Consider the following 22,861-nt stretch of genomic DNA (forward strand, 5'->3'; position numbering starts at 1 on the left):
AAACGTTCGAGGGTTTGCTCCCTTTTTACTCTTTTTATGCAATCGTTTCCCTTAATTTTTTGGAAGCTAAACCGTCGAATGTAACATTTGATTAAGGGGGAAGGGCATTGTGCTAACGTTTCACCGCATCATTCGAAAAGGATGGATGTTCCTGCTCGCGTTTTTGCTCACTGCCTCGCTGTTCTGCCCAACAGGACAGCCCGCCAAGGCTGCCGCACCGTTTAACGGCACCATGATGCAGTATTTTGAATGGTACTTGCCGGATGATGGCACGTTATGGACCAAAGTGGCCAATGAAGCCAACAACTTATCCAGCCTTGGCATCACCGCTCTTTGGCTGCCGCCCGCTTACAAAGGAACAAGCCGCAGCGACGTAGGGTACGGAGTATACGACTTGTATGACCTCGGCGAATTCAATCAAAAAGGGACCGTCCGCACAAAATACGGAACAAAAGCTCAATATCTTCAAGCCATTCAAGCCGCCCACGCCGCTGGAATGCAAGTGTACGCCGATGTCGTGTTCGACCATAAAGGCGGCGCTGACGGCACGGAATGGGTGGACGCCGTCGAAGTCAATCCGTCCGACCGCAACCAAGAAATCTCGGGCACCTATCAAATCCAAGCATGGACGAAATTTGATTTTCCCGGGCGGGGCAACACCTACTCCAGCTTTAAGTGGCGCTGGTACCATTTTGACGGCGTTGATTGGGACGAAAGCCGAAAATTGAGCCGCATTTACAAATTCCGCGGCATCGGCAAAGCGTGGGATTGGGAAGTAGACACGGAAAACGGAAACTATGACTACTTAATGTATGCCGACCTTGATATGGATCATCCCGAAGTCGTGACCGAGCTGAAAAACTGGGGGAAATGGTATGTCAACACAACGAACATTGATGGGTTCCGGCTTGATGCCGTCAAGCATATTAAGTTCAGTTTTTTTCCTGATTGGTTGTCGTATGTGCGTTCTCAGACTGGCAAGCCGCTATTTACCGTCGGGGAATATTGGAGCTATGACATCAACAAGTTGCACAATTACATTACGAAAACAGACGGAACGATGTCTTTGTTTGATGCCCCGTTACACAACAAATTTTATACCGCTTCCAAATCAGGGGGCGCATTTGATATGCGCACGTTAATGACCAATACTCTCATGAAAGATCAACCGACATTGGCCGTCACCTTCGTTGATAATCATGACACCGAACCCGGCCAAGCGCTGCAGTCATGGGTCGACCCATGGTTCAAACCGTTGGCTTACGCCTTTATTCTAACTCGGCAGGAAGGATACCCGTGCGTCTTTTATGGTGACTATTATGGCATTCCACAATATAACATTCCTTCGCTGAAAAGCAAAATCGATCCGCTCCTCATCGCGCGCAGGGATTATGCTTACGGAACGCAACATGATTATCTTGATCACTCCGACATCATCGGGTGGACAAGGGAAGGGGTCACTGAAAAACCAGGATCCGGGCTGGCCGCACTGATCACCGATGGGCCGGGAGGAAGCAAATGGATGTACGTTGGCAAACAACACGCTGGAAAAGTGTTCTATGACCTTACCGGCAACCGGAGTGACACCGTCACCATCAACAGTGATGGATGGGGGGAATTCAAAGTCAATGGCGGTTCGGTTTCGGTTTGGGTTCCTAGAAAAACGACCGTTTCTACCATCGCTCGGCCGATCACAACCCGACCGTGGACTGGTGAATTCGTCCGTTGGACCGAACCACGGTTGGTGGCATGGCCTTGATGCCTGCGATCGCGTTGTAAAGATATTCCGCTCTATCATTGAGACAAAAAACACGGCCTTGCCCGCCATGAATGGCGGCACAAGGCCGTGTTTGATGTTACCATCCATTTGCTTGCTTCAACTTCTCCTTTGACGGCGTTTCATAGCGGATGTGCGTGTCGATGTCGGTCACGTAATACCCGCCGCCGACCGCGTACTGCCCGCCGAAGCGCGCATCATACCCGTAGACGCGGTACACTTCCCCAGGCTGTAAGATGCGGACGAACACAAGGCGCCCATCCTTCGTCCGTTTCCATAGATTGATCGGCTTTTGCACCGTCAAGCGGCCGATTTGCCCTTTTTTCAGCTCCACGCCATCCCAGTACACTTTTTTCACTTGGCCTGGAGGAGTGGTTGGCTTCTCCGGCTGCTTTGGCGGGTTGGGCTTTTCTTCCTTCCAAAGCGGCAAGGCAAATTCATATTGGGCAAATCCGCTCGGCAAGGCGGTGACATAGCGGATGCTGCCGTCGTGCGGCAAGTATTTTTGCGCTTCCGGCGACGATTCAAACGTGACGGTCACCGGCGCTTTCCCTTTCACTGGCGCAAACCGCCAGTTGCCATCCGCTGACGGGTTGATCGTTCCGTTTTCCCGAATGTAATCGATGATCACTTGCCGGTTTTCATCCGGCGCAGCCAAAATCGTGTTTTTCCCGCCCGGATTGATGATCCGGTTTGTCGTCGCCCGATAGTTGTTCGTTGCGACGATAAATTCCATGTTCGGCGTCACTGGCTTGCCTTCGAATTTCAAGTTTTTAATCCGGTTCGCATTCGGATTGATCACATTTTGGTTTTTGTCGTATTTCGCCGGCTCGGTCACATCGATCTCGTACGTCACTCCATCAATAATGTCGAAGTTGTACGTCGGGAAGTCGTTGTTCACAAGCGGCTGAACGTCTGTCTTGTTCGGGTCGATTTGGTTGAATTGCCCCGCCGACCACTCAAGCCATTCTTTCAACTCGGCTCCCGTAATTTTCAACGCATACACCGTGTTCGGATACAAGTACAAATCGGCGACGTTTTTAATGGCGATTTCCCCTGCCGGGATGTCGGTATAATAGCTCGCCCCGCCGCGTCCGCCGGCTTTGAACGGAGCGCCGGCCGACAGCACCGGAAGGCCTTCATATTTCGTCCCTTTCAACATCTTTTCGACATACCATTTTTGCGCATTCGTGACGATTTGCACGGACGGATCGTCTTTGATAAGCGCAAAATAGCTGTTGATCGGGCTCGTTGTTTTTCCAACCGGGCTGCGGACGTACTGAATCGTCGCTTCATGTTCCGCTTGGATCGCCTGCTCCACGTCCAGGTCGCTGTCGACAAGCGGCGTTTTCGTCGCCTTGTCATACACTGGACGGAGTTGGGCTTTCGCTTGCGTCACTTTCCATTTTCCGTCGATTTGCTCGACCGTCAAGTCGATCACGCCGAGCGTATCGCCCCATGAACCCGGCATCGTCACTGGAACACCGTTGATCGTGCCGGTTTCATTGTTGATTCCGTTTCCGTCTGGAAAATCTGGTGTCGTGCCTGGAAGGGCCGGGAATTTTTTATGCTGGTGGCCGGCCAACACGGCGTCGACCCCCGGAATTTGCGTCAAATAATACGATGCGTTTTCCATATTCGGGCTGTTTCCGCCGGTCTCAATGCCCGAGTGCGATAGCACAACGATCAAATCGGCCCCTTCCGCTTTCATTTTTGGAATATACTTTTGCGCCGACTGCACAATGTCTTTCGCAATCACTTTCCCTTGCAAATTCGCTTTGTCCCAATCCATAATTTGCGGCGGCACAAAGCCGATGACGCCGATCTTCAGCGTATGCTTCTCCCCGTCTTCATCAACGACTTCTTTCGCTAAAATTTGATACGGCGTGAAATAGTTGACATCGTTATCCGGATTTTGGTCATGATCGTCACGGTACACGTTCGCATTCACGATCGGCAGCTTGGCATCGTCATACACTTCATTGAGGAAATCCAAGCCATAGTTGAACTCATGGTTCCCAACCGTCGCCGCATCGTACTTCAACAAATGCAACAGTTTCACCGCTGGATGCACTTCGCCGTCTTGCAGCGGCTTCACTTTCGCCACATAGTCGCCAAGCGGCGTTCCTTGAATCAAATCCCCGTTGTCAAACAGAAGCGTATTCGGCTGCTCAGCGCGCGCCTGCTCGATCAAACGCGCCGTCTTCGACAACCCAAACTCATTCGTCGGACTATCTTTGAAATAATCGTAGTTGACGAGATTCATATGTACGTCCGTCGTCTCTAAAATGCGCAGCTTGACGACATCTCGGTCTTCCGCGCCCGCTGCGGTCGGCAACACAGCCGGAGCAAGCAGCCCCAACGCCAACACCACGCTCGCCGCCGCGTATTTCTTCCGTTTTTTCAATGTCCATCCCCCTCACTCAGATCAAATCATTGTCATCTCTATACATATTACCATAAAAGCAACAAAATTTTGATAGAAAAAACAAACAAAAAAATAGAGGAAATAAACAGACAATATCGAAAGAGATAGAGGAAAGCACAATGTCCTATTCTTGGGGATGGTTGATCTTTTCAATCTTCTTTTTTACATTCATGCTGTATATTATCATTGAAACCGCCGTCCGACGAGCGATTGACAGCTCAACATTAGCAGAACACATCAAAAAACCGTTGGAAGATAGAAAAAGAAGGAATGACAGCCGACATTAAAGGAGTGACACGCATCGTTCATCAATGTTATGATTAAATAAAAACTTGGAGCTTTTATTTGCAAGGGGAGTATGCAATGTTGCGGGACATCATCAATGCTGTTCTCGGTGTGATCATCGGGGTCATTTTAGGAGACCCTCTAAAGGAGGCTTGGGGGAAATTTGTCAAATACATGAAGCGCCTCCTTGCAAAGCCAAAAACTATTAAAGATCCCTCATATTTTACCATTGGGAATGAAACTACTTCGTTTATTGTTTGTGACGGAGATGGCGTTATGACCTACTCTCCTGAAAATATTGAAACAAGAGTAAACAACCATGCAGTTGAGCTTCCCAGTGATTTAAAAATTTTGAGGAGAGAAATAGAAAAAGCGGAAGATGCAAAGAAACAACGGGGGGAAAGCTACAGTTGGAATGGACCTTTGCTCTCTCTCGAAAAATATTCAATTCTACGAACAAAAGTGAATGAGGATATGAAAGTCATTTTTTCGTTCGTTCCTTCAGATTATTATACATTTAAAGCGTTAAATATGAATCTAGATAAACAACTTCCTTCCGGTTATACAATCCGAGAGAAATACTTGGCCGGAAACACAGTTAGGCAACCAATCCCAGCGCTAGCAAACGGCGTTGGCGTAGCCATCACTGTCATTACTTCAGACAATTACGTCATTTTAACCAAACGATCGCCTGAAAGCGGGGTGCGGCCAAACGAGTTGGATATTAGCGTTGTCGAAGCAATCCATCCTTCCCACGACCGTAAAGCGGTAGGACAAGGGCCGGACCTATTTAATACTGCTGTACGTGGCGCAGAAGAGGAGCTAGGCGTTGTCATCCCTAGGGAAAATATAAAATTTCTTGGGTTCGGTGTAGATGAACAATACTATCAATGGAATATCATCGGCATTGCGCACTGTAAAGAAAAAGCCGAAGAAATTATGAAACAACGCAGCAGAGGAATCCCAGGGAAATGGGAAATGGAACAAATACTCTTCATTCCGTTTAAAATTAGGGACGTATTATATACTATCAAAAATGAAAAAATGTGGTCCACAGCAAAAGTTGCTCTATACTGGTCACTCGTCTTTGAATATACAAAAAGAGGAGTAGATAAGGAAGCAGAAAAGCTGTTCAAATAATCCATTATTCGCAGAGAGAATATGCCTTGAAGGAATGTCTTTTCTAAAAGAGCAGGAAAAGAAGCAACCCAAGCAAAAATAGAAGGTCACCATTGCAACACAACGAAGAGCGCCCTCCACTGGCGCCCTTCCTCATTTCTATAGCAAATTGAGCAACGCCTTTTTGTTCGCTTGCACTTGGTCGTTCAACGCCTTGACTTTTTCTTTTAACTTCTGAATGTCTGCGTTGTTGGCGCCGACTTTCTTTTCAAGGGCGCGAATTTCATTCGTCACCGCCCGCAGCTGGTTGGACAGCGCGATGAGCTGGCCGATGAGGCCATCAATTTGCTCTTGTTTTTCTTCATCGAGTTCCTCTTGGTCTTCACCAACAGGTTGTGGAGAATTCGGAGACGGCGCCTCCGTTACCGTTTGCCCACTGGAAGCTGGAGCGGCAGCGTCATTGGCCGCTATGGCTTGTCCACTCGGAGCGTCAGTTGCCGCTGTGACTTCTGTCGGTTGAGAAGCAGACGGCTCGCCCGTTGGCAACGAATCAGCAGGCGTCGTTTGCGTGTCCGTTGCCGATTCCGCTTCGCTCAATGCTTGAATGCGAACGGTCACTTTGTCTAGCCGCTCTTCAATTTGGCCTACTTTTTTATGTAACTGCGCCAACTTTTGCGCAAGCCATTTTTGTTGCTTGGACGATTCCTGTTTTTTCTTCGCCTCTGTTTCCTTTTGTTCCGTCTTCTTCTTGACGACGACTTCCACTTTCTTCACCATCGTTTCGCGCTCATGCGCTTTGCCCGCAGGTTTGGCAGCCGCCCACGCCGGAGAGGCGACGAGCATCGACGCCACCAAAATCGGCCATCCTTTCTTCAACATTACCAATTCCTCCTTTATTTTTTGGTAATGGCAGCTGGCTGGCATAGGTTTCCCCTTAGCCCCTGTAGCTTTGTGACGCTAAGTTTCCTTAGCTGTACCTTTCATCATCATTGTACCATGATTTTCTTCGCGAGGAAGTGAGACGAAATGACTATTTTCGACCTCTGAACCATTTCATATATATCTCAAACATTCCTGCTTCACCGTTAAATCCCTAGTTGAAGTTCGTGCACAGTATATTTGCTTTTTGTCACAACTCCCCGGTGCCGCAATGTTTCATGCACTTTCTCATTATACAAGCGAACGTTTTCATTCATGACCTTCCACTCAACCGACCGTTGATGGCAAAACCCATCGATATCATTGTCGAGATGTTTCACATAGCGATAGGGGCCAATGATCCCGATGCTGAGCCATGCTCCATTGCGAACCAACACGATATCCCCTTGTTCCATCGTATGGACAAACGCCCAGATTGCGCCAAGAGCGTTGCCAAGCTTCGCCCCCGAATAATGGTACACGTTGCGCAATCGCTCTTTCCGTTCATCTTTGCTTATGCCGTCCAAATTGCCGATCAGCGGCCAGCCAATCCCTATGACTTGATCGCGAATGAATTCGTCGTACCGCTGAAACCCATGCGGTTTCGTTTTCATTTGAAATACATGCGCCATTTCCAATCCCCCGTTTCCCTTTCAACCTCCGCCTTAGCCACACCGTCCCATCCATCAAAAAGCGACAGGCGCGTAACCACTTCAACTTCTTGCATGCTTCTTAAGAACGGCGGTAATCGCCTCAATCGTTTCTTTGGCGCCATCCGTCAACGCTTCAAATTTAAAGGCAATCGACTGGGCGTTTGGATTGATGGCCGTCCCTTCGTTTTGATCTCTGCGAAACGCCGTGATGGCCTCCAAATCTTGTTTGAGGCCATCGGGAAGCAACGCTCGTTCGAACCTCCAACTGACAATGCAGGGCTCTTTCGCTGTGTAATCGTTGGATCCTTCATATTGTATAGCCCCGATGCGCTTCTTCCCTTTCTCAGAAGCGGCATCATTCATAAACAACTGCACGGTTTGCTTTGCATGGCCATCACATAAATGCAAGCCTGCTTCCATCGATTTGTTTGCGATGAAATGAAAAATGGGTGCAATGGCAAAGCGGTACTCGAGCACCTTCATCTTTTCTCCCCCTCGCTTCCCAAAATACTCCCGGCAGGCTGTGATCCACAACGCCGCGTCGCCGTTGATGATCAACAGGTCTCGGCACGGGTCATAGGCATATTCCTTCATCAGCCACTCTTCAAACCGTTCCCACACGTCTCCCTCCCCTTCATGGAGGCAGCAGCGCCGGTTCACGAGCTCGAGCTGCGAACCGCTTCGTTTCCATCCCTCGTGAATCGCCAGGATTTTCTCTTCTTTCGCCCGTTTCCCTTTCCCCTGGCGGGAAACAGAGTCCTTCCGCCTCCACAAACAGCACCCGGCCGTGCCGTTGGGAAACAGGGCGGTGCAGCGAGACAGGGGCCTCGAGCACCAACTGGCGAATCGCCTCATGGCTCATGACCGCATACCCCACGATCGACTCGAGTGTGCGAGCTGCTTTGCGGTAGGAAGAGCACTCCACGACCAACTCGACCGCCGTTTCCTCGAGGCACGGACTGATCGACTGCGCTCCATCAAAGCCCAGTTCGGCATCCAGCAAGAAGGTATAGTCACCCGTTTGTCGATCATAGTAGTCGTTCCGACGGAACGTCACTTCTCCAAACAGCGTTTGGAGAAGTGGTCGGCCGTTTATCTTTCAGCTGATACCGCCGCTTGTCCCGCGCTTCCGCCAGTTGTTGATCGATCTCCTCCAAAAGGGCGGCCAACAAGACAGCGAACACCTTTTGAAGAGTTCTTACTAATTGTTCCTCCAGTTATTTTCATAAAAGTCATTCTGTGGTAAGATGTTTAATGGACTCCCTCCCTCCTGTTTTATGGATGTTGGTCATCACCATCATAGCAGGGAGAGAGTCCTTTTGCATGAGATCAGCTTTTTCCTACCGCGCTTCGCTTGGTACCCCCGACGAGCGTCGCGAACAAAAGTTCGCAATCCTCGTCGGGGATCATTTCGGAATGTCACCCACAAATATTTTACTCACACGGTTACGTCCAAAACTTTATCTATTGTTTTCTGCAACTAAAAAGTTAAGCGAAACGCAAGATTTTTTTTCAGCACCCCAAGCCTTTTTATAAGTTCATATAAGAATACCCGTGGTGCTAGATAAACTTGATCAAGCATAAAAATAGCCCTTGCTGGCGGATCTCCAGTAGAATGAAAGTGTCACCCAACATTCGAAAGGAGAGATCCCCCATGCAAGAGCACTTTCATTTTACTACAGATCCAGCCAAACTTCAAAAACAATATGCCGCTATTTTCTGTTTTGTTTCTGCCCAACTGTCGTTGATTCAAATGTATCTTCATCGCCGCAACCGTCACTTGGTCAAGCAAGAAGACGAAGTGGTCATGGCGGTTCACCTTTTGGGGAAGCTGCTGGGCTTTTCTTCCGAACGAGCCTGGCATCGTTTTGTCACGGGAAATTTGTTCACAAACGGCTCGTTTCTTGAACGCTCCCGATACAACCGCCGCTGCCGGGCGCTTGGTTTCGCCATCAAATGGATCCGTCATGAGCTGGCGAAACGTGGCCAACACCATGCTTATGCGGTCGTCGACAGCTTGCCTCTTCCGTTGTTGTTTTTTGCAAGCAAAAAATGCAGAGAAGTGCAAGAAAAAATACATAGGCTTGCCAGCTCAAGACTTAAGGTTCCAGACCGGAGGCAGAGGACGGCTGGATCGCGGAGAGAGCGTTCCGCAGTCGATAGCTCTCTCCCGTAAAGGCCAAGATGTGGGCGTGGTGAACCAAGCGATCCACCAACGCTGCCGTCAAACGGTTGTCCCCAAACACCCGATTCCACTGTCCAAATTCTAGATTCGATGTCACCATGACGCTTTTTCGCTCGTAACAGTCGGCGATAATATGAAACAACAGTTCCGATCCTTGCTTTTGAAACGGCACATAGCCGAGTTCATCCAAAATCAACAGTTCGCATGGGTCGAGGCTTCGTTTCAGCCGTCCGAGCGTGCCGTTTTTCAACGCCTCTTCCAGCTGGGCGACAAGATCCGCGACGCGGAAAAACCGAACCTCATGGCCTTGTTGGCACGCCTGAATGCCAAGTGCTGTGGCGAGATGGGTTTTCCCCGTTCCAGGTGAACCTAAAAGCAGAACGTTTTGCTTTCGCTCCAAAAAGCGAAGGTCACACAGTTCCTCCCTCGATGTCGTGGCTGGCCAATGGATATGACCCGACCATTCGTAATCCTTCAGCCATTTCAACTCCCGAAACTTGGCTTTCTTGATCAGCCGAGCCTGTTTCGCTTCTTGGCGGCACGACAGTTCCAGCGCCAATACATCCCGCAAAAACTGTTCTTTCGTTTCGAATCTCACCTCCTCGAATCGATCTGCGATATAGGCCAAATGCAGCGCTTTACAAATCTCTTTCACCTCTGCTCTCATCTCTGGACACCCCCTTCCCGAGCGGGATGAAGACGTTGATCATACACCGTTAAATCCGTTTCATAGTCGATTAGAACGGAAGGGGTGTATGATTCTTCCCACTTGTCCGGGTAATAGGAGTGCTTCGCTTCCATCAACACGCCGATTTCATGAGGAGCCAAGTCCCATCGCTGACTCTCCTCGAGCCACTGGGCGATTTCGTAAAGCGTGTGCCGATCCAACAGCGCTCGCAGTCCTTTCAAACGGGCCACCACCTGGGGCGGGGGGCCAGCCAGATACGTTCGGATCGCCTCCGGCAAGTACGTCCGGTAGCGGGAATGTCCGACAACCCGGGGTTTGGTCTCCCACTCAGCGAAAATCTCTTTCCAAGGGATTTCGCGTTTCACGTTCGTATACGGCCTGGGCGCTTCAAGATGGACGTCTCCATCGGAAGAGAACACAACGAAACGATTCCATTCTTTCTTCACCAACACCCGGTTGGGGACGGACAGGCCATGGACGACGAACGCCTTCCCATCCACCATCACTTCTCCGTACTTATTCACGTAAGCGTGATCGAGGGAGAAGATCGGAAGATCTTGTTCCGGCAACGCCAACAGCTCCGGTTGCTCTTCCTGCCATAGTTCCTCGATCCACCGCCCCTTTTCATAATGAGGACGGTTTCGGTCCTCGACCATCTTGCGATGCAGCCACTCCACCAGCTCCGGATCCGACTCCATCAATGGAGCGGGGATGAAACAAAGGTTGCGAGTGTAATAGACTTTTCGCTCCGCATTTCCTTTCTCATGTCCACTGTATGGATTGCACACTTGTACATCAAACCGATAGTAGAGTTGAAATTTCTCAAAAGCCTCGGTGAATCGGCGTTCTCCCCCTTTTCGAATCGACACAATGGCCGCGGACAAATTGTCAATGCGCAATGCCTTTGGCACTCCCCCAGCCTGACGAAACAGCTGCGTCAACCCATGGAGGAAGCATTCACTGTTTTCCGCCGGCAGCGGATAAGCAAACGCAGCGTTGCTATAGGGAAAGCTCATGATCAAAACCGATCGCTCTTCTTCCTTCCCCTCCTTCGTCACAACCGTCATCTTCCCGAAATCCACCTGCGCCTCGCCTGGCGGGTGCTCCAGTCGTTCATAGCGCTGTTCTTTCTCGAGCTTGAGCTGCGGTCTTCGTTTTTGCACGTACGCGCAAACGGTGCGATACGAGCCTTGAAATCCATGGTCACGACAAAGCGCTTCAAACATCGTCTTGTTCGTTCGCCGTTGTTTTCTCGGCAGTTTGGCATCCTCCTCCAACCAGTCATCAATGATTTGCCCGTACCCTTCTTCCTCCATCATCCCCTTTTTGCGTTTGATGGTTGGTTGGACAGAAATGTCTCCATCTGCGTATTTCTTGACCGTTCTCCAGTTATATCCCGTTTCACGGGAAATTTCCGCAATCGATAACCCTTTCTTTTCACGCAGTTTTCTGATACGATTAATTTCGGGCATTGCCAGCATCCTTTCGCTCCTCCACTGTTTGGTTATGTGTTCACAACTTCCACAGTAGAGGAAATGTTAGAGGCTGGCAAGCCTTTTTTCTTTGCCTTCAGCTCTGCACTTTTCGTTGCAGAACTCTGTATTTTTATTTTGCAATAAACACCGTTGTGCCATCCCGCAAGAATGCAGCGCGTCAAGCGGTTTCGAGGGATCGCGGATATGGGGTATTGTGCTTCCAAAAAGCAATGGTACTACGGTTTCAAGCTGCATCTTCAAGTGACCAATCAAGGGCTGGCCATGGGCTATGTCGTGACGGAAGCGTCCTGCCACGACGTCAAAGCCGCTGAAACGGTGATGACTCAAATCCCTCATCCCTACAACTTTGGGGACAAAGGGTACATCAGCCACGCTCTTCGAGAAAAGCTGTACGAAGAACACCAAGCCGCGTTCTGGACACCGTCTCGACACAATCAAAAGCACGGCCCATCCAAGGCATGGGAAGAATGGATCAGGAAAAAACGCAAAGTCATCGAGACGGTGTTTTCGATTCTCGTAGACCAATACCGGATCACCGACATTCGAGCGAATTCCATGGCCGGGTTTGAAGTGGCACTCGATGGCATCTTGTTGGCTTATTCCTTGGTCACACTAGGGCTGGTTGAGCGCTGACACTCAACTAGCACCACGGGTATAAGAATGTTTCAGACGATAACTAGTTCCTGTAAATGTTAAGAGATAGCTGTGATGAACAAGGCGGTCAATGATAGCCGTAGTCAATCGTTCATCATGGAATACGCTATTCCATTTACTGAATTCCAAGTTGGTGGTAATAATGACACTTCTCTTTTCGTAACATCCTGCAATGACTTGGAAAAGGAGCTGCGCTCCTTCTTTGCTTACAGGGATGTAGCCCCATTCATCACAGATCAGTAAATCGATTTTTTCGAGCTGATTCATCATCTTGTGGAGATTTCCTGTAGTATTCTTTGCTTCAATCAGCTCATTGACCAACGCGGCTGTTCGATAAAATTTCACGCTTTTCCCTTGGTTACAGGCTTCTACACCAATCGCTGTCGCTAAATGCGTCTTGCCTGTGCCTACACCTCCATATAAAACTAGATTCTCTCTTCGCTCGATAAACTTCGTTGATTTGAGCTCTTCGACGGATAACTGCTTTGGAAACTCGATATGATCAAACGTGTATCCTTGAAATGTTTTCACCACATCAAAATTGGCTTGTTTGAGTAAGCGATTTTTCCGTGTCACCCGTCGATGTTCTACTTCCAGTGCTAATAGTTGTACGAGAAATTCTTCATGGGTATTTGCTTCAATTATGGAATAGTACTCGGCAATGCGACTCCCTAACTTTAATTCTTTACAATAGGCTTCAATCACCTGTTTCATCGTGAAATGCCTCCTAACAGCTTATCGTATCGCTCCAAGTTGACTTCAAATACCACTTTTTGACTCAGTTCCGATGGAACTGAAATCTCAACTGGTTCCGGGATTTGTCCCGTTAGACGATACCAAGTCGTAAGAATGCTGTCAGGATCATGGCACCCATTTTGTAACGTTTGCGTTAAAGCTTCTGTCGCAGTACTCAGGTCTTCTTCTTGTTTTAACATCTGTGCTAATAAACGTATGGCCTTCTTTTTCTCTGTCGTATACGCCAAATACTCCTTCCATGGATCTGGCAGTTCTTTATAAAACGCTAAGTTTTGTAACGATCTTGGCCATCTGGCCATTAATTCTAAATACGGAATCCACTTCATGGATTCTAAACCTTCTCCATACAAGCGAGGATGTTCAATGACGATGTCATATTCATCATTCAAAACGATGACACGATTATAAGTAATCTTTAACCATACTTCTTTTTGCGCAAATTCCGGAGATGTCGAGTAGAGATTTTTCGCATAACGAACTTTGCCATACTTATCCGCTTTCGCTCTCTCTAAACGGTAGACATCAAACGATGTCTTCGGTAACCGTCCGAATGCTTTCTTGTCCTCCTCAAACCATTCTTGAATCGATTTTCCTTTCCGATAATGCGTTCGGTCCATGTCTTGATCACAACGGTAAAGTAAAGTTCGATTATATTCTTCGATATCCGGAATAAGGTGTAAATTATCACTTTATTTCCGCACAAAAAAGACTCTTTTTTGCACATTCCTTCGGAATATCCCTCTCCCCCTTTCCGAAAGAATGTGCTAAATTTTTTGTGAATTATTTCGGAATGGGACATGGGTGATTTCCAGAGGGGGGACGAGGACGTGATTCGGTTTCATGACTTTCAGGTCGATGTCCAGACATATGCCCAGCGGGGAAAACAAAACGACTTTCCCCTTCTTAAGCGGTGCCCTCATTGCCAGGCAAAACGCCCTCTTTATCGCCATGGGTACTACGAACGAAATGCCGTGACGTCGCATCAGTCTTATCGCATTTGGATCGCTCGGTATCGCTGCCCGGAGTGCAGGAGGACGGTGGCCGTGTTGCCTTCATTTCTTCTCCCTTATTTTCAGTATACGTTGCCCACCATATGGAGAGTGGTGAAAGAACGGTTGGGCCTGACTCCGAAACGGGGGATGGAGGAGGCTCCACTCCTTCCTACGGATGAAGGGGTTTTATTTTATGTCCGACGTTTATTCCGAAATTTGAACCACCTTCATTGGTTTTTTGCGGAGCGCTGGAGAAAAATTGGTCCTGCCATCGCCCAAGCGAGAGAACGAGCCCTATGGTGGATCCAGACGATGGAGGAGATCGGCCTCTTTTTCGTCATCCAAGAGATATGGGAGCACCGATCGACGCATCTTTTTGCACGTACATTCAGTTCCTGATTTTACTTATATCCCCTTATATGGAATCATTTATAGATTCCACAAACCTTTCCTCTCGACGGTCGGGGGAATGATCCGATAGGATAGAGACAGGATGGACCGATAAGGTCCTAGAATGGGATGAACGAAGGAGGAGATCGAAATGAATGAGTCGATGAGACAGGAGATCGCTTTATTTCGGTATGGATTGATCGCTCCATTGGTGAATGGACAAGTCGATCCAAAAACGTACTTGAAGGAAGTAGCGGAACGGATCCATCAAGTTCCCCACCATGGAGAGAAACGCATCGCCGCCAAAACGATCCTCGACTGGTGCACGCAGTACAAAAAAGGGGGCTTTGAGGCGCTGAAGCCGAAACGACGGTCGGACCGTGGCCATTCCCGGAGGCTGTCACCTGAAGAAGAGGATCACATTTTAGCCCTGAGAAAAAAACACCCCCACATGCCCTGATATTATCCCTCTAGTGTAGACAGTTGGGAAAATGCCCATACTGTCAGTAAAAACACTGGAGGGATTTGTTTATGTTCGAGACCAAGCAAACACCGAAAGGGAAGACCACTTATTCCGTGGAGTTTAAATGGAGGGCTGTCCAGATGTACATCGAAGAAGGATGGGGATATAAGCGGATATGCCAAGAGTTAGGGATTCCCTGCACGAAAACGATCAGACTTTGGGTAAAACGTTACCATGAACATGGTCTAAAAGGGCTCGAAGAACGGCGCGGGACATCCAAGTCTCCATTCAAGGGAAGGCCTCGAAAAAAAGAGTGCAGTTTAGAGGAAGAGAATCGAAGACTGAAAGCAGAGAATGATTATTTAAAAAAGTTACGAGAGCTGGCAAGGAGGTGAAACCGAAAGAGCGGTTCTCGATCATTCAGGAGTTATCCAACACCTATCCGATTGCCTGGCTATGCCAACTGGCCGGTGTGTCAAGAAGTGGATACTATCGATGGATGAACCAGCAGGGAATCGTCACAGAGAAGCAAAAGGAAAATGAACAAATCAAACAAATGATCCTCGAATGCCATCAAAAGGTCAATGGGATCTATGGATACTACCGCGTGAAAGCATGGATAAAACGAAATTATGGGAAGACCGTGAATCATAAGCGAGTGTACCGACTGATGAAAGAGTTGGGGGTTCAGGCCAAAATCCGTCGAAAAAAGCCGAAGTATAAAGCGGGAAAGGAGAATATCGTAGCGTCGAACGTGTTAAACCGTGATTTTGTGGCCACTGCAGCCAACCAAAAATGGGTGACGGATATTACCTATGTGCCATTTCAAGGAACCTATTTGTATCTGTCTGCTATTAAAGATCTGTACAACAATGAAATCATTGCGTATCGCATCAGTCGTTCGAATGACTTAAAATTGGTGATCGAAACTGTCAAGGATGCCATCAAAAAACGGGATGCGCGAGGAGTCCTTCTCCATAGCGATCAAGGCTCCCAGTACACATCCCGCCAGTACCATCAACTGCTGAAGGCTCATCATATCATTCCTAGTATGTCCAGAAGAGGAAACTGTTTAGACAATGCCTGCATGGAAAATTTTTTCGGGCATTTGAAATCGGAAATGGTGGACCTTCCCACCTTTGAAACGGAAGAGGAAATGATCGAGGCGATCGATCAGTACATGTATTTTTATAATTATGAACGGTGCCAGAAAAAACTAGACTACCTCAGCCCAGTGGAATACCGAATTGCCTAAGCAGCCTAGCAGACGAACGGCTGAGAATGTCTCCTTCTTCAGCTTGCCAACGATGAAGTGGAATGAAGGAGACGTTGTCAAGTGCTTTCCTTGACAACGTTTCCTCATTCCACTATCCTAACAAGCAGCTGAAGAAGGTGGGTATTTTTCACACTGTCTACTTGACAGGGATATGTTCACCCGTGACGGTGTTTTACCAACACCTTATCGAGCAGGGGGAAATCCAATCCATCTCTTATTTCACTATATACCGACTTTTAAAAAAATACAACCTCGTGGGGAAAGAAATTTTACCGATTCCTGAACGAAAACGATTCGCGTACGATCAGGTCAATGAGCTCTGGCAAGGTGATTTGTCCCATGGCCCGTTGATTCGCGTGAATGGCAAAACGCAAAAAACGTTTTTGATTGCCTATATCGATGACTGCTCGCGGGTCGTGCCGTACGCTCAGTTTTTCTCTTCCGAGAAATTTGACGGGTTGCGGATCGTAACCAAGGAAGCGCTGCTTCGATACGGAAAGCCGAAGCGAATTTACTCGGATAACGGCAAGATTTATCGGGCGGAACCCTTGCAGTACGCCTGCGCGGAGTTAGGGATCACCTTGATCCATACCCAGCCGTACGATCCGCAAAGCAAAGGGAAAATCGAACGATTTTTCCGCACCGTACAGACGCGGTTTTACCCGTTGCTCGAAATGAATTCACCGAAGTCGCTCGAAGAGCTAAACGAGCGATTTTGGAAGTGGTTGGAGGAAGATTACCATCGAAAACCGCATGCCTCGTTGAACGGGAAGACGCCACATGAAGTGTTTCAATCGCAAGTCCATTTGGTGTCGTTCGTCGACGATTCGGATTGGCTCGACTCGATCTTTTTGAAACGCGAATACCGTAAAGTGAAGGCCGATGGTACGGTCACGTTGAACAAGCAGCTGTATGAAGTTCCGCCCCGGTTCATCGGACAATCGATCGAACTCCGTTATGATGAACAAGGCGTGTATGTGTACGAAGACGGTCAACGGGTCGCCGAAGCGGTCCTTGTTCGCTTCGAGGACAATGCCTATGTGAAACGCCATCGGTCACCGTTTGCGGCGGTTCCGGTAGAGGGAGGCGAAAACGATGTATAAAACGTTTTATTCCCTTTCCCGAGAGCCGTTTTCGAAGGAGACGAATCCACCAGAGGCTTATCAAGGGGCCTCGTATCAAGAGGCCCTCGCCGCTTTGGACTACGTGAAACGAACAAGAGGGATCGGGCTATTGATCGGTGAACCAGGGGCCGGCAAGACATTCGCCCTTCGGGCGTTTAAGGAATCCCTGAATCCGTCACTGTATCACGTCGTTTATTTTCCATTGTCAACGGGAAGCGTGATGGACTTTTATCGCGGCCTTGCCTTCGGGCTCGGGGAAGAGCCGAAATACCGCAAGGTCGACTTGTTTTATCAAATCCAACAAGGGATCGAGCGCTTGTATCATGAACAACGGGTAACGTCAGTGTTCATCCTCGATGAAATGCATTTAGCGAAGGATGCCTTTCTGCAGGATATCGCGATCCTGTTCAACTTTCACATGGACTCAACAAATCCGTTTGTCTTGATTTTGGCGGGGCTGCCCCATTTACAGGCAAAACTACGGTTGAATCAACACCGTCCGCTTCACCAACGAATCATCATGCGATACCAGATGGGGCCTCTTGATAAGGAAGAAGTGGTAGGATATATCGAACACCGCCTGAAACAGGCGGGGGCGAAACACCCGATTTTTACCCCAGCTGCCTTAGAAGCGATCGCCCTGCAGTCGCAGGGGTGGCCGCGGATCATCAACAACCTCGCCACCACTTGCCTGTTATACGGCGCTCAATTAAAAAAACATATGATTGACGAAGACATTGTGCGTATGGCAGCCGAAGAAATGGGGTACTGACACAGCAGGGGCTGATCGGCCCCTGTTATGTTTCATCCCGATCCATCCTCATTCTAGTTAATCATCCGAAATAATGTGCAAATGTTCGGAAATAATCTGCAAAACCTGGAATAATTCGCAAAGATTTTGCACATTATTTCCGAATCCGTCCGAAATAATTTGAAAAAGGGATTCTGAAATAATGTGCTAATTTACAATTGTCCTTACAAACCAATCCATGTGTAACATCTTCTCGTCTCCTCTCAAATATATCCTTTTTCTTTCAGCGACAAATACCGGTCAGGGCAAACAATCAAATGGTCCAGCACATCGATGCCAACGATTCTTCCAGCCTCTACTAACCGTTTCGTTACCTCAATGTCTTCCCTTGATGGCTCACAATGACCGCTGGGATGATTATGGGCTACGATGATGGAAGCCGAGTTGGAGAGAATGGCAGCCTTCATCACCTCCCTCGGATGCACGATGCTAGCGTTCAGACTTCCAACATGGCAAACGTTGATGGCAGTCGGCTGGTTTTTCGTGTCAAGGCAGACAACGACAAACTTCTCACGGTCGGCTTCCACAAGAAACGGCTTCAGTAGCTTGTACGCGTCTTCCGGCGACTTGATTTGTCGCTCCTTGTACAGCACGCTAGACTCCCGAACGAGCTTCAGGCTTACGATGTTGACGCGCTTCGCTGGCTGCTTGGCAGATACCTCTCTTTCTAGCAACTCTAGCTGATGGTGGTTGATGGTTTGATACTTGCTCATCCTTTTCTCTCCTAAAACGAAATAACCTCTATTCCTTTCGGAGAATGGAGACTTACTGTAGATTCAAGAGAATAATTTATTTAAATTCCATTTGATGCGGATGCAGAAAAAAACCAGAGAGCTAAACTACGACTCTCTGTCTCTATAAACCTTCGACAAAATGCGGGTGATGACAGGCACCAAGCCCCAATTTGCCGACGAGCAGTGCTGACAACGGAATTACTAACACTGACTTTCTATTTTTCTCTTGCAAAAAAAAACCCTATCACATTTAAGTGATAGGGTTTCAAAATTAGCTGGTAATTATTTAGAAACAACGCCATCTTTAACTTTGTTGCCGTTAGCATCAACTAGGTTAGCTGATTTAAATTCAACAGTAATGCTATCAGATAAATTGAAGTCAGCAGAAGTTGTAACAGTCAGCTTACCATTTGCAGCTGAAACTGAAGCAGCTTTGTCTTCAACGCCGTTAATCTTAACTGTTACACCAGTAACGCTTCCAGCTGCTGCATCTTTAATCGCTTCTGAGAAGTCAACTGTGAAAGTATTGCTATCAACTAAAGTTATTTTAGTAGCAACAGGAGCTACACTTTCTTTTAATGGTACAAGAACAGTGGCTTTACCATCTTTTAAAGTATTTCCATTTGTATCAACTACATTTTTAATTTCAAGCATATAGCTTCCGTTTGCTACGATAGAGCCTGCTGGTAAAGTAATTCTAACCTTCTTAGTTCCATCTACAAATTGAAGTTGAGTTCCTGCAGGTAGTGCTGCTCCACCTAGTTTATAGTTAGCTGCATTTAAAGCAGATGATGTGACATCAGTTGCATATTCTACTGTGAATACATTATTGTTATTAGGATCGACAACAACTGGATTTGCAGCCAATACTAATGTAGCAGATGGCTGTTGTGCAGGAGCTTGATAATCAGCTGTATTGAAGTTAATAGTTAAATCATCAGCGATTTTGTTTCCTGATAAATCAGCAACAGAATTTCCTGCTAGTTTAAATGAATAGCTAGAATTTTTGTCTAAATCTACAGAAATAGCAATAGTATTTGACTCAGTTCCTTCGATTTTGCCATTTCCATCTACATCTACACCAGAAGCAACATTAGTTAATTTTATAGGAGTTGCAGAAGTATAAAGGATACCGTTTTTAGAAGTAAGAGTGAAATCACCGTTAACTACTACTGGCTCATTGAATGTTAAGTAAACAACATCAGTATCATCTGTCTTAGCTGTGTCATCTGCTACAAGAAGTTTAGAAGAAACAGATACTAAAGATGGAGCAGTTTTGTCAGCAACTAAAGTAGCTCCAACAGAATAAGCTTCTCCAGCATTACCAGCTAAATCTTTATAAGATTCTACTTTGACAGTAGTATTAACAAAAGCTTTTGTTCCAAGGACAGACTTTGCATCAAAAGTAAACTTAGTTTTATCATTAGCATCTTTTTCAGCATCTGTTAATAAGAACTCAGTAGTGCCAACAGTAACTTTTGCATACGCATCTAGAGTTCCGTCATTGTTAAAGTCTTGTTTGCTTAACTCTTCAGAGAAGTCAACAGTTACCTTTGTTCCATTAACTGAAACAGCAACAGTTGGTTTTGTATTATCAACAACTGGCTTTTCAACAGTAAAGTTTAGAACAATAGGATTTGCAGTGTTTCCAGCAAAGTCTTTCGCTCCAACAATATCAACTCTGTAGGATTTCTCAGCTTCTAATCCTGTGATTGTTAAAGTATTACCGTTTAGAGTGTAGCTTCCACTCGTTAATTCAACACCATTTAAGCTGACAGTTCCTTCACTTTGTAGAGGTTCTGCAAAAGTAATAACTGCTGTTGTCCCTTTTGCTTGTACGGAAGTAACAGCCGGTGCTTCTGTATCAGCAAAAGTTAACAATTGATTGAACTCAGCAGTTTTAACGTTAGCATCTGCTTTAGTTGGGATAGGGAAAACAGTTAATTTCGCATTGGAAACTTTAAGTTCATCAGCAGTTGTCAAAGTAACTGTTTTTCCATCTTCAGAAAGAACAGCGCTAGTAAAAGTTTCACCTTCTAATTTATAGTTTGAAGTCTTTTCAGCTTCAGTTTTATCAACAGCTTTGTTGAACTTAACGACTAATTCTCTAGCGTTAATCGCACTTACACTCTCAACCTTCGGCGTCAATGCCGCTTCATACGCCGCATTGGCGTCTTGTGCTGCTTTTTGCAGTTCAGCTTTGAACGCATCGGTTACTTTCGATACGTATTGGTTGACTTGGTCAAGCGCAGCTTTCGCTTTGTCCAAGTTGCCGGCTTTGACGGCGTCTTGCGCTTCACGAGCTTTCATGGCAACGGTGATGTCGTAGATCAAGCTGTCGCGCAATGCTTGAGCATCGGCTTTGAACGTCGAACGGAGGAGTTCGCGCGTCGTTTGGCCGTATACGCGATCAAGGATGACCGTGCGCGTTTTGAGCTCGTACGAAATTTTGTGGTAGAGCTCTTCTGCTTTTTTCAGATCTTTCGCATCGACGGCTGCTTTGAGTTCTTGACGCATCGCGTCTAATTTTGTCGCATAGTTGTAAGCGTCGATGTACGTAGCCACGCGCGCTTCGCCCGATTTCGGGTTGGCTTTGAATACATACGTTTCGTATGTAGCTTGCAAGTCAGCCAAATACGCGTCTTTTTTCGCACCGCCGGCTTTGTTCACAACAGCGACAGCGTTCGCATACGCTTGTTTTGCTTTGTTGTAGGCTGCGTATACATCGTTAATGTCCGGGAATTGGCCCGTTTCCGTTACCGTGTGGCTGTACGTATAGTACGCTTGCTTCATTTGCGCTTTCGCTTGGCTGACGACCGTCGCAACGTCCGTGGCTGCTTGGGAAGCATGCGGGTTGGCTGCGACGAAAGCGCTCGCTGCTACAGCGCTGGCTGTGGCGAGTTTGACTGCTTTCTTTTTGTCCATAAAGCCCAAAATCCCCCTTCGTTTTTATGAAACTTTAGAGCAATGGGTACTAAACGTTTCCGTTTAGTAGATTCATTGCCTAAAAGGTGCTAACATCAACCAATATCATCCTTGACGGCTAGATGCTGGGCTGATTAGAAAGCCTAGCATCTGTTGCTAGCACTTGAGCATAATTCCTCAATGCTCCACGTCTCCTATAATAATACATTTTTCTTCTAAATTCTAGTCCTAAATACAAATTTTTTAGAGAATATGCCTTTGAAATTATTGCCATCGATGGCGACATTGATATGAATATGCCTGTAACAGAAATTTAGAACGATATTTTGGCAGTTTGATGGTTTTGGTTGGCAAACATTTTGTGCAAAAACATCAATCGTTTTTCTTCACCGTGACGTCCATCGGTTGGCCAAGCGTCATTTTGACGACGTCATAGCGGTCATTCAAGTACAAATCGAGAAAGCGGAACTGTCCTGCGAATTGTTCCGGGCTGTTCGTGATGGAAAATTGCAGCTGCATTGCGTAATCGCCGCTGTTGGCGAGCTGTTCGGCGATTTTTTCGATCTCTTCCTTCGGCACGTTGTACGCTTTTAAGTAAGAGATCGAGTCGGCGATCGCTTCGGCGTTGTCGTTGAAGAAAATGGAGAGCGTCACCGTTGCGCCGTCGATGCGGCCTTCAAGCGGCAATGACATATTTTGGCCGTATAAGTACCAGCCGAACAGACGATTTCCTTTTTGCCGCTCAATGACGAACGGAACGGATTCATTTCCTGCCTGAAGAATGTATTGCCCTTTCAATGAGCGGGCGACAAGGGCGAGAAGTTCGTCTTTTGTGAACGGCACGTATTGGATGGCGTCCCCTTGTTTGGCATACAGTCCACCGCCGAGGCTGTAATAGACGGCGCCGCCTGCCCGTTTTTGGCTGTAGACGCGATACTCGCGCCCTTGTTTCACCGTCATGGCGGTCTGCCATGCCGCTCCGTTCAGGCGGTATAGAGGCGTGTCGCGCAAAATGGCGACTTTGCCGATCATGCCTTGTTTCCATTGGACTTGCCCCCATTGGACGGCGGCGTCAACTGTTTGTCCATTTCCTCCGAGGGCGATGGCGGCGGCGAGGCAGATGGCGGCTGCCATTTGGGATGCATGTTTCATCTTCGTTTTCCTCCTCATTTTGGTCATCGTTGTCG

The 22,861-nt window shown here is 47.5% G+C and carries 15 protein-coding genes, 6 pseudogenes and 1 riboswitch; of the genes and pseudogenes, 10 read left to right on the forward strand and 11 right to left on the reverse strand.

What is annotated here, in order from left to right; translation table 11 throughout:
• Positions 1 to 109: 109 nt before the first annotated feature.
• Positions 110 to 1,759, forward strand: coding sequence for an alpha-amylase (amyS, locus tag GT3570_RS15520; RefSeq protein ID WP_023633617.1), 1,650 nt, complete (start codon positions 110 to 112; stop codon positions 1,757 to 1,759).
• A 97-nt stretch (positions 1,760 to 1,856) separates the two neighbouring features.
• Here the strand turns inward: amyS and GT3570_RS15525 are convergent, their stop codons facing one another.
• Positions 1,857 to 4,184 (reverse strand): bifunctional 2',3'-cyclic-nucleotide 2'-phosphodiesterase/3'-nucleotidase, encoded by a 2,328-nt coding sequence (locus tag GT3570_RS15525; RefSeq protein WP_062898976.1) that lies wholly within the window; start codon positions 4,182 to 4,184, stop codon positions 1,857 to 1,859.
• A gap of 384 nt (positions 4,185 to 4,568) precedes the next feature.
• Between GT3570_RS15525 and GT3570_RS15530 the strand changes: the two genes are divergently transcribed.
• Positions 4,569 to 5,630, forward strand: coding sequence for an NUDIX hydrolase (locus GT3570_RS15530; protein ID WP_021321947.1), 1,062 nt, complete (start codon positions 4,569 to 4,571; stop codon positions 5,628 to 5,630).
• Between the two features lie 138 nt (positions 5,631 to 5,768).
• Here the strand turns inward: GT3570_RS15530 and GT3570_RS15535 are convergent, their stop codons facing one another.
• The 3 genes and pseudogenes from GT3570_RS15535 to GT3570_RS18585 all read right to left on the reverse strand — a co-directional run.
• Complete coding sequence (locus GT3570_RS15535) at positions 5,769 to 6,488, reverse strand: hypothetical protein (RefSeq protein ID WP_062898977.1); 720 nt, start codon at positions 6,486 to 6,488, stop codon at positions 5,769 to 5,771.
• 26 nt (positions 6,489 to 6,514) lie between these two features.
• Positions 6,515 to 6,597, reverse strand: a riboswitch (cyclic di-GMP riboswitch).
• A 97-nt stretch (positions 6,598 to 6,694) separates the two neighbouring features.
• Positions 6,695 to 7,159 carry a hypothetical protein gene (locus tag GT3570_RS15540; RefSeq protein WP_062899119.1) on the reverse strand — a complete coding sequence of 155 codons (465 nt, stop codon included), beginning with the start codon at positions 7,157 to 7,159 and terminating at the stop codon, positions 6,695 to 6,697.
• A 516-nt stretch (positions 7,160 to 7,675) separates the two neighbouring features.
• Positions 7,676 to 8,397 (reverse strand): annotated as a pseudogene (locus GT3570_RS18585) (UPF0236 family transposase-like protein); the annotation flags it as partial.
• A 437-nt stretch (positions 8,398 to 8,834) separates the two neighbouring features.
• Between GT3570_RS18585 and GT3570_RS18230 the strand changes: the two are divergent.
• Positions 8,835 to 9,212, forward strand: a pseudogene (locus GT3570_RS18230) (IS982-like element ISGsp1 family transposase); the annotation flags it as partial.
• A gap of 67 nt (positions 9,213 to 9,279) precedes the next feature.
• Here GT3570_RS18230 and istB (GT3570_RS15560) read toward each other — a convergent pair.
• On the reverse strand, positions 9,280 to 10,032 hold the full coding sequence (gene istB, locus GT3570_RS15560) for an IS21-like element helper ATPase IstB (protein WP_011230286.1): 753 nt from the start codon (positions 10,030 to 10,032) through the stop codon (positions 9,280 to 9,282).
• A complete protein-coding gene (istA, locus tag GT3570_RS15565) occupies positions 10,029 to 11,534 on the reverse strand; it encodes an IS21 family transposase (RefSeq protein ID WP_011230285.1) in 1,506 nt (501 codons plus the stop codon). Before istA ends, istB (GT3570_RS15560) begins: the two co-directional genes overlap by 4 nt.
• Positions 11,535 to 11,675: 141 nt before the next feature.
• Here istA and GT3570_RS15570 point away from each other — a divergent pair.
• Positions 11,676 to 12,182: pseudogene (locus GT3570_RS15570) on the forward strand (IS982-like element ISGsp1 family transposase); the annotation flags it as partial.
• A gap of 3 nt (positions 12,183 to 12,185) precedes the next feature.
• Here the strand turns inward: GT3570_RS15570 and istB (GT3570_RS15575) are convergent.
• Together istB (GT3570_RS15575) and GT3570_RS15580 are read right to left on the reverse strand one after the other, a co-directional pair.
• Positions 12,186 to 12,917, reverse strand: a complete 732-nt coding sequence (gene istB, locus GT3570_RS15575) for an IS21-like element helper ATPase IstB (protein WP_062898979.1) — start codon at positions 12,915 to 12,917, stop codon at positions 12,186 to 12,188.
• A complete protein-coding gene (locus GT3570_RS15580) occupies positions 12,914 to 13,576 on the reverse strand; it encodes a Mu transposase domain-containing protein (protein ID WP_062898980.1) in 663 nt (220 codons plus the stop codon). Before GT3570_RS15580 ends, istB (GT3570_RS15575) begins: the two co-directional genes overlap by 4 nt.
• A 210-nt stretch (positions 13,577 to 13,786) precedes the next feature.
• Here GT3570_RS15580 and GT3570_RS19200 point away from each other — a divergent pair, with 210 nt between their 5' ends.
• From GT3570_RS19200 to GT3570_RS15610, 6 genes and pseudogenes are all read left to right on the forward strand, one after another.
• A complete protein-coding gene (locus GT3570_RS19200; protein ID WP_011229674.1) occupies positions 13,787 to 14,350 on the forward strand; it encodes a DUF6431 domain-containing protein in 564 nt (187 codons plus the stop codon).
• A 142-nt stretch (positions 14,351 to 14,492) separates the two neighbouring features.
• Positions 14,493 to 14,798: pseudogene (locus GT3570_RS15590) on the forward strand (helix-turn-helix domain-containing protein); the annotation flags it as partial.
• Positions 14,799 to 14,872: 74 nt separating this feature from the next.
• Complete coding sequence (locus tag GT3570_RS15595; RefSeq protein ID WP_011229672.1) at positions 14,873 to 15,199, forward strand: transposase; 327 nt, start codon at positions 14,873 to 14,875, stop codon at positions 15,197 to 15,199.
• Positions 15,178 to 16,059: pseudogene (locus GT3570_RS15600) on the forward strand (IS3 family transposase); the annotation flags it as partial. The gene GT3570_RS15595 and the pseudogene GT3570_RS15600, both read left to right, overlap by 22 nt.
• A gap of 179 nt (positions 16,060 to 16,238) precedes the next feature.
• Positions 16,239 to 17,183: pseudogene (locus GT3570_RS15605) on the forward strand (DDE-type integrase/transposase/recombinase); the annotation flags it as partial.
• Positions 17,176 to 17,976: an ExeA family protein gene (locus tag GT3570_RS15610; RefSeq protein ID WP_011229854.1), complete on the forward strand. Its 801-nt coding sequence runs from the start codon at positions 17,176 to 17,178 to the stop codon at positions 17,974 to 17,976. The pseudogene GT3570_RS15605 and the gene GT3570_RS15610, both read left to right, overlap by 8 nt.
• A gap of 242 nt (positions 17,977 to 18,218) precedes the next feature.
• Here the strand turns inward: GT3570_RS15610 and GT3570_RS15615 are convergent, their stop codons facing one another.
• From GT3570_RS15615 to GT3570_RS15625, 3 genes are all read right to left on the reverse strand, one after another.
• Positions 18,219 to 18,728 carry a JAB domain-containing protein gene (locus GT3570_RS15615; protein WP_062898981.1) on the reverse strand — a complete coding sequence of 170 codons (510 nt, stop codon included), beginning with the start codon at positions 18,726 to 18,728 and terminating at the stop codon, positions 18,219 to 18,221.
• Between the two features lie 303 nt (positions 18,729 to 19,031).
• Positions 19,032 to 21,674: an Ig-like domain-containing protein gene (locus tag GT3570_RS15620; protein WP_062898982.1), complete on the reverse strand. Its 2,643-nt coding sequence runs from the start codon at positions 21,672 to 21,674 to the stop codon at positions 19,032 to 19,034.
• Between the two features lie 372 nt (positions 21,675 to 22,046).
• Entirely contained in the window at positions 22,047 to 22,826 is a 780-nt protein-coding gene (locus tag GT3570_RS15625; RefSeq protein ID WP_062898983.1) for a hypothetical protein, read from the reverse strand.
• Positions 22,827 to 22,861 lie beyond the last annotated feature (35 nt).

The sequence above is a fragment of the Geobacillus thermoleovorans genome (genome assembly GCF_001610955.1).
Lineage (GTDB): Bacteria > Bacillota > Bacilli > Bacillales > Anoxybacillaceae > Geobacillus > Geobacillus thermoleovorans.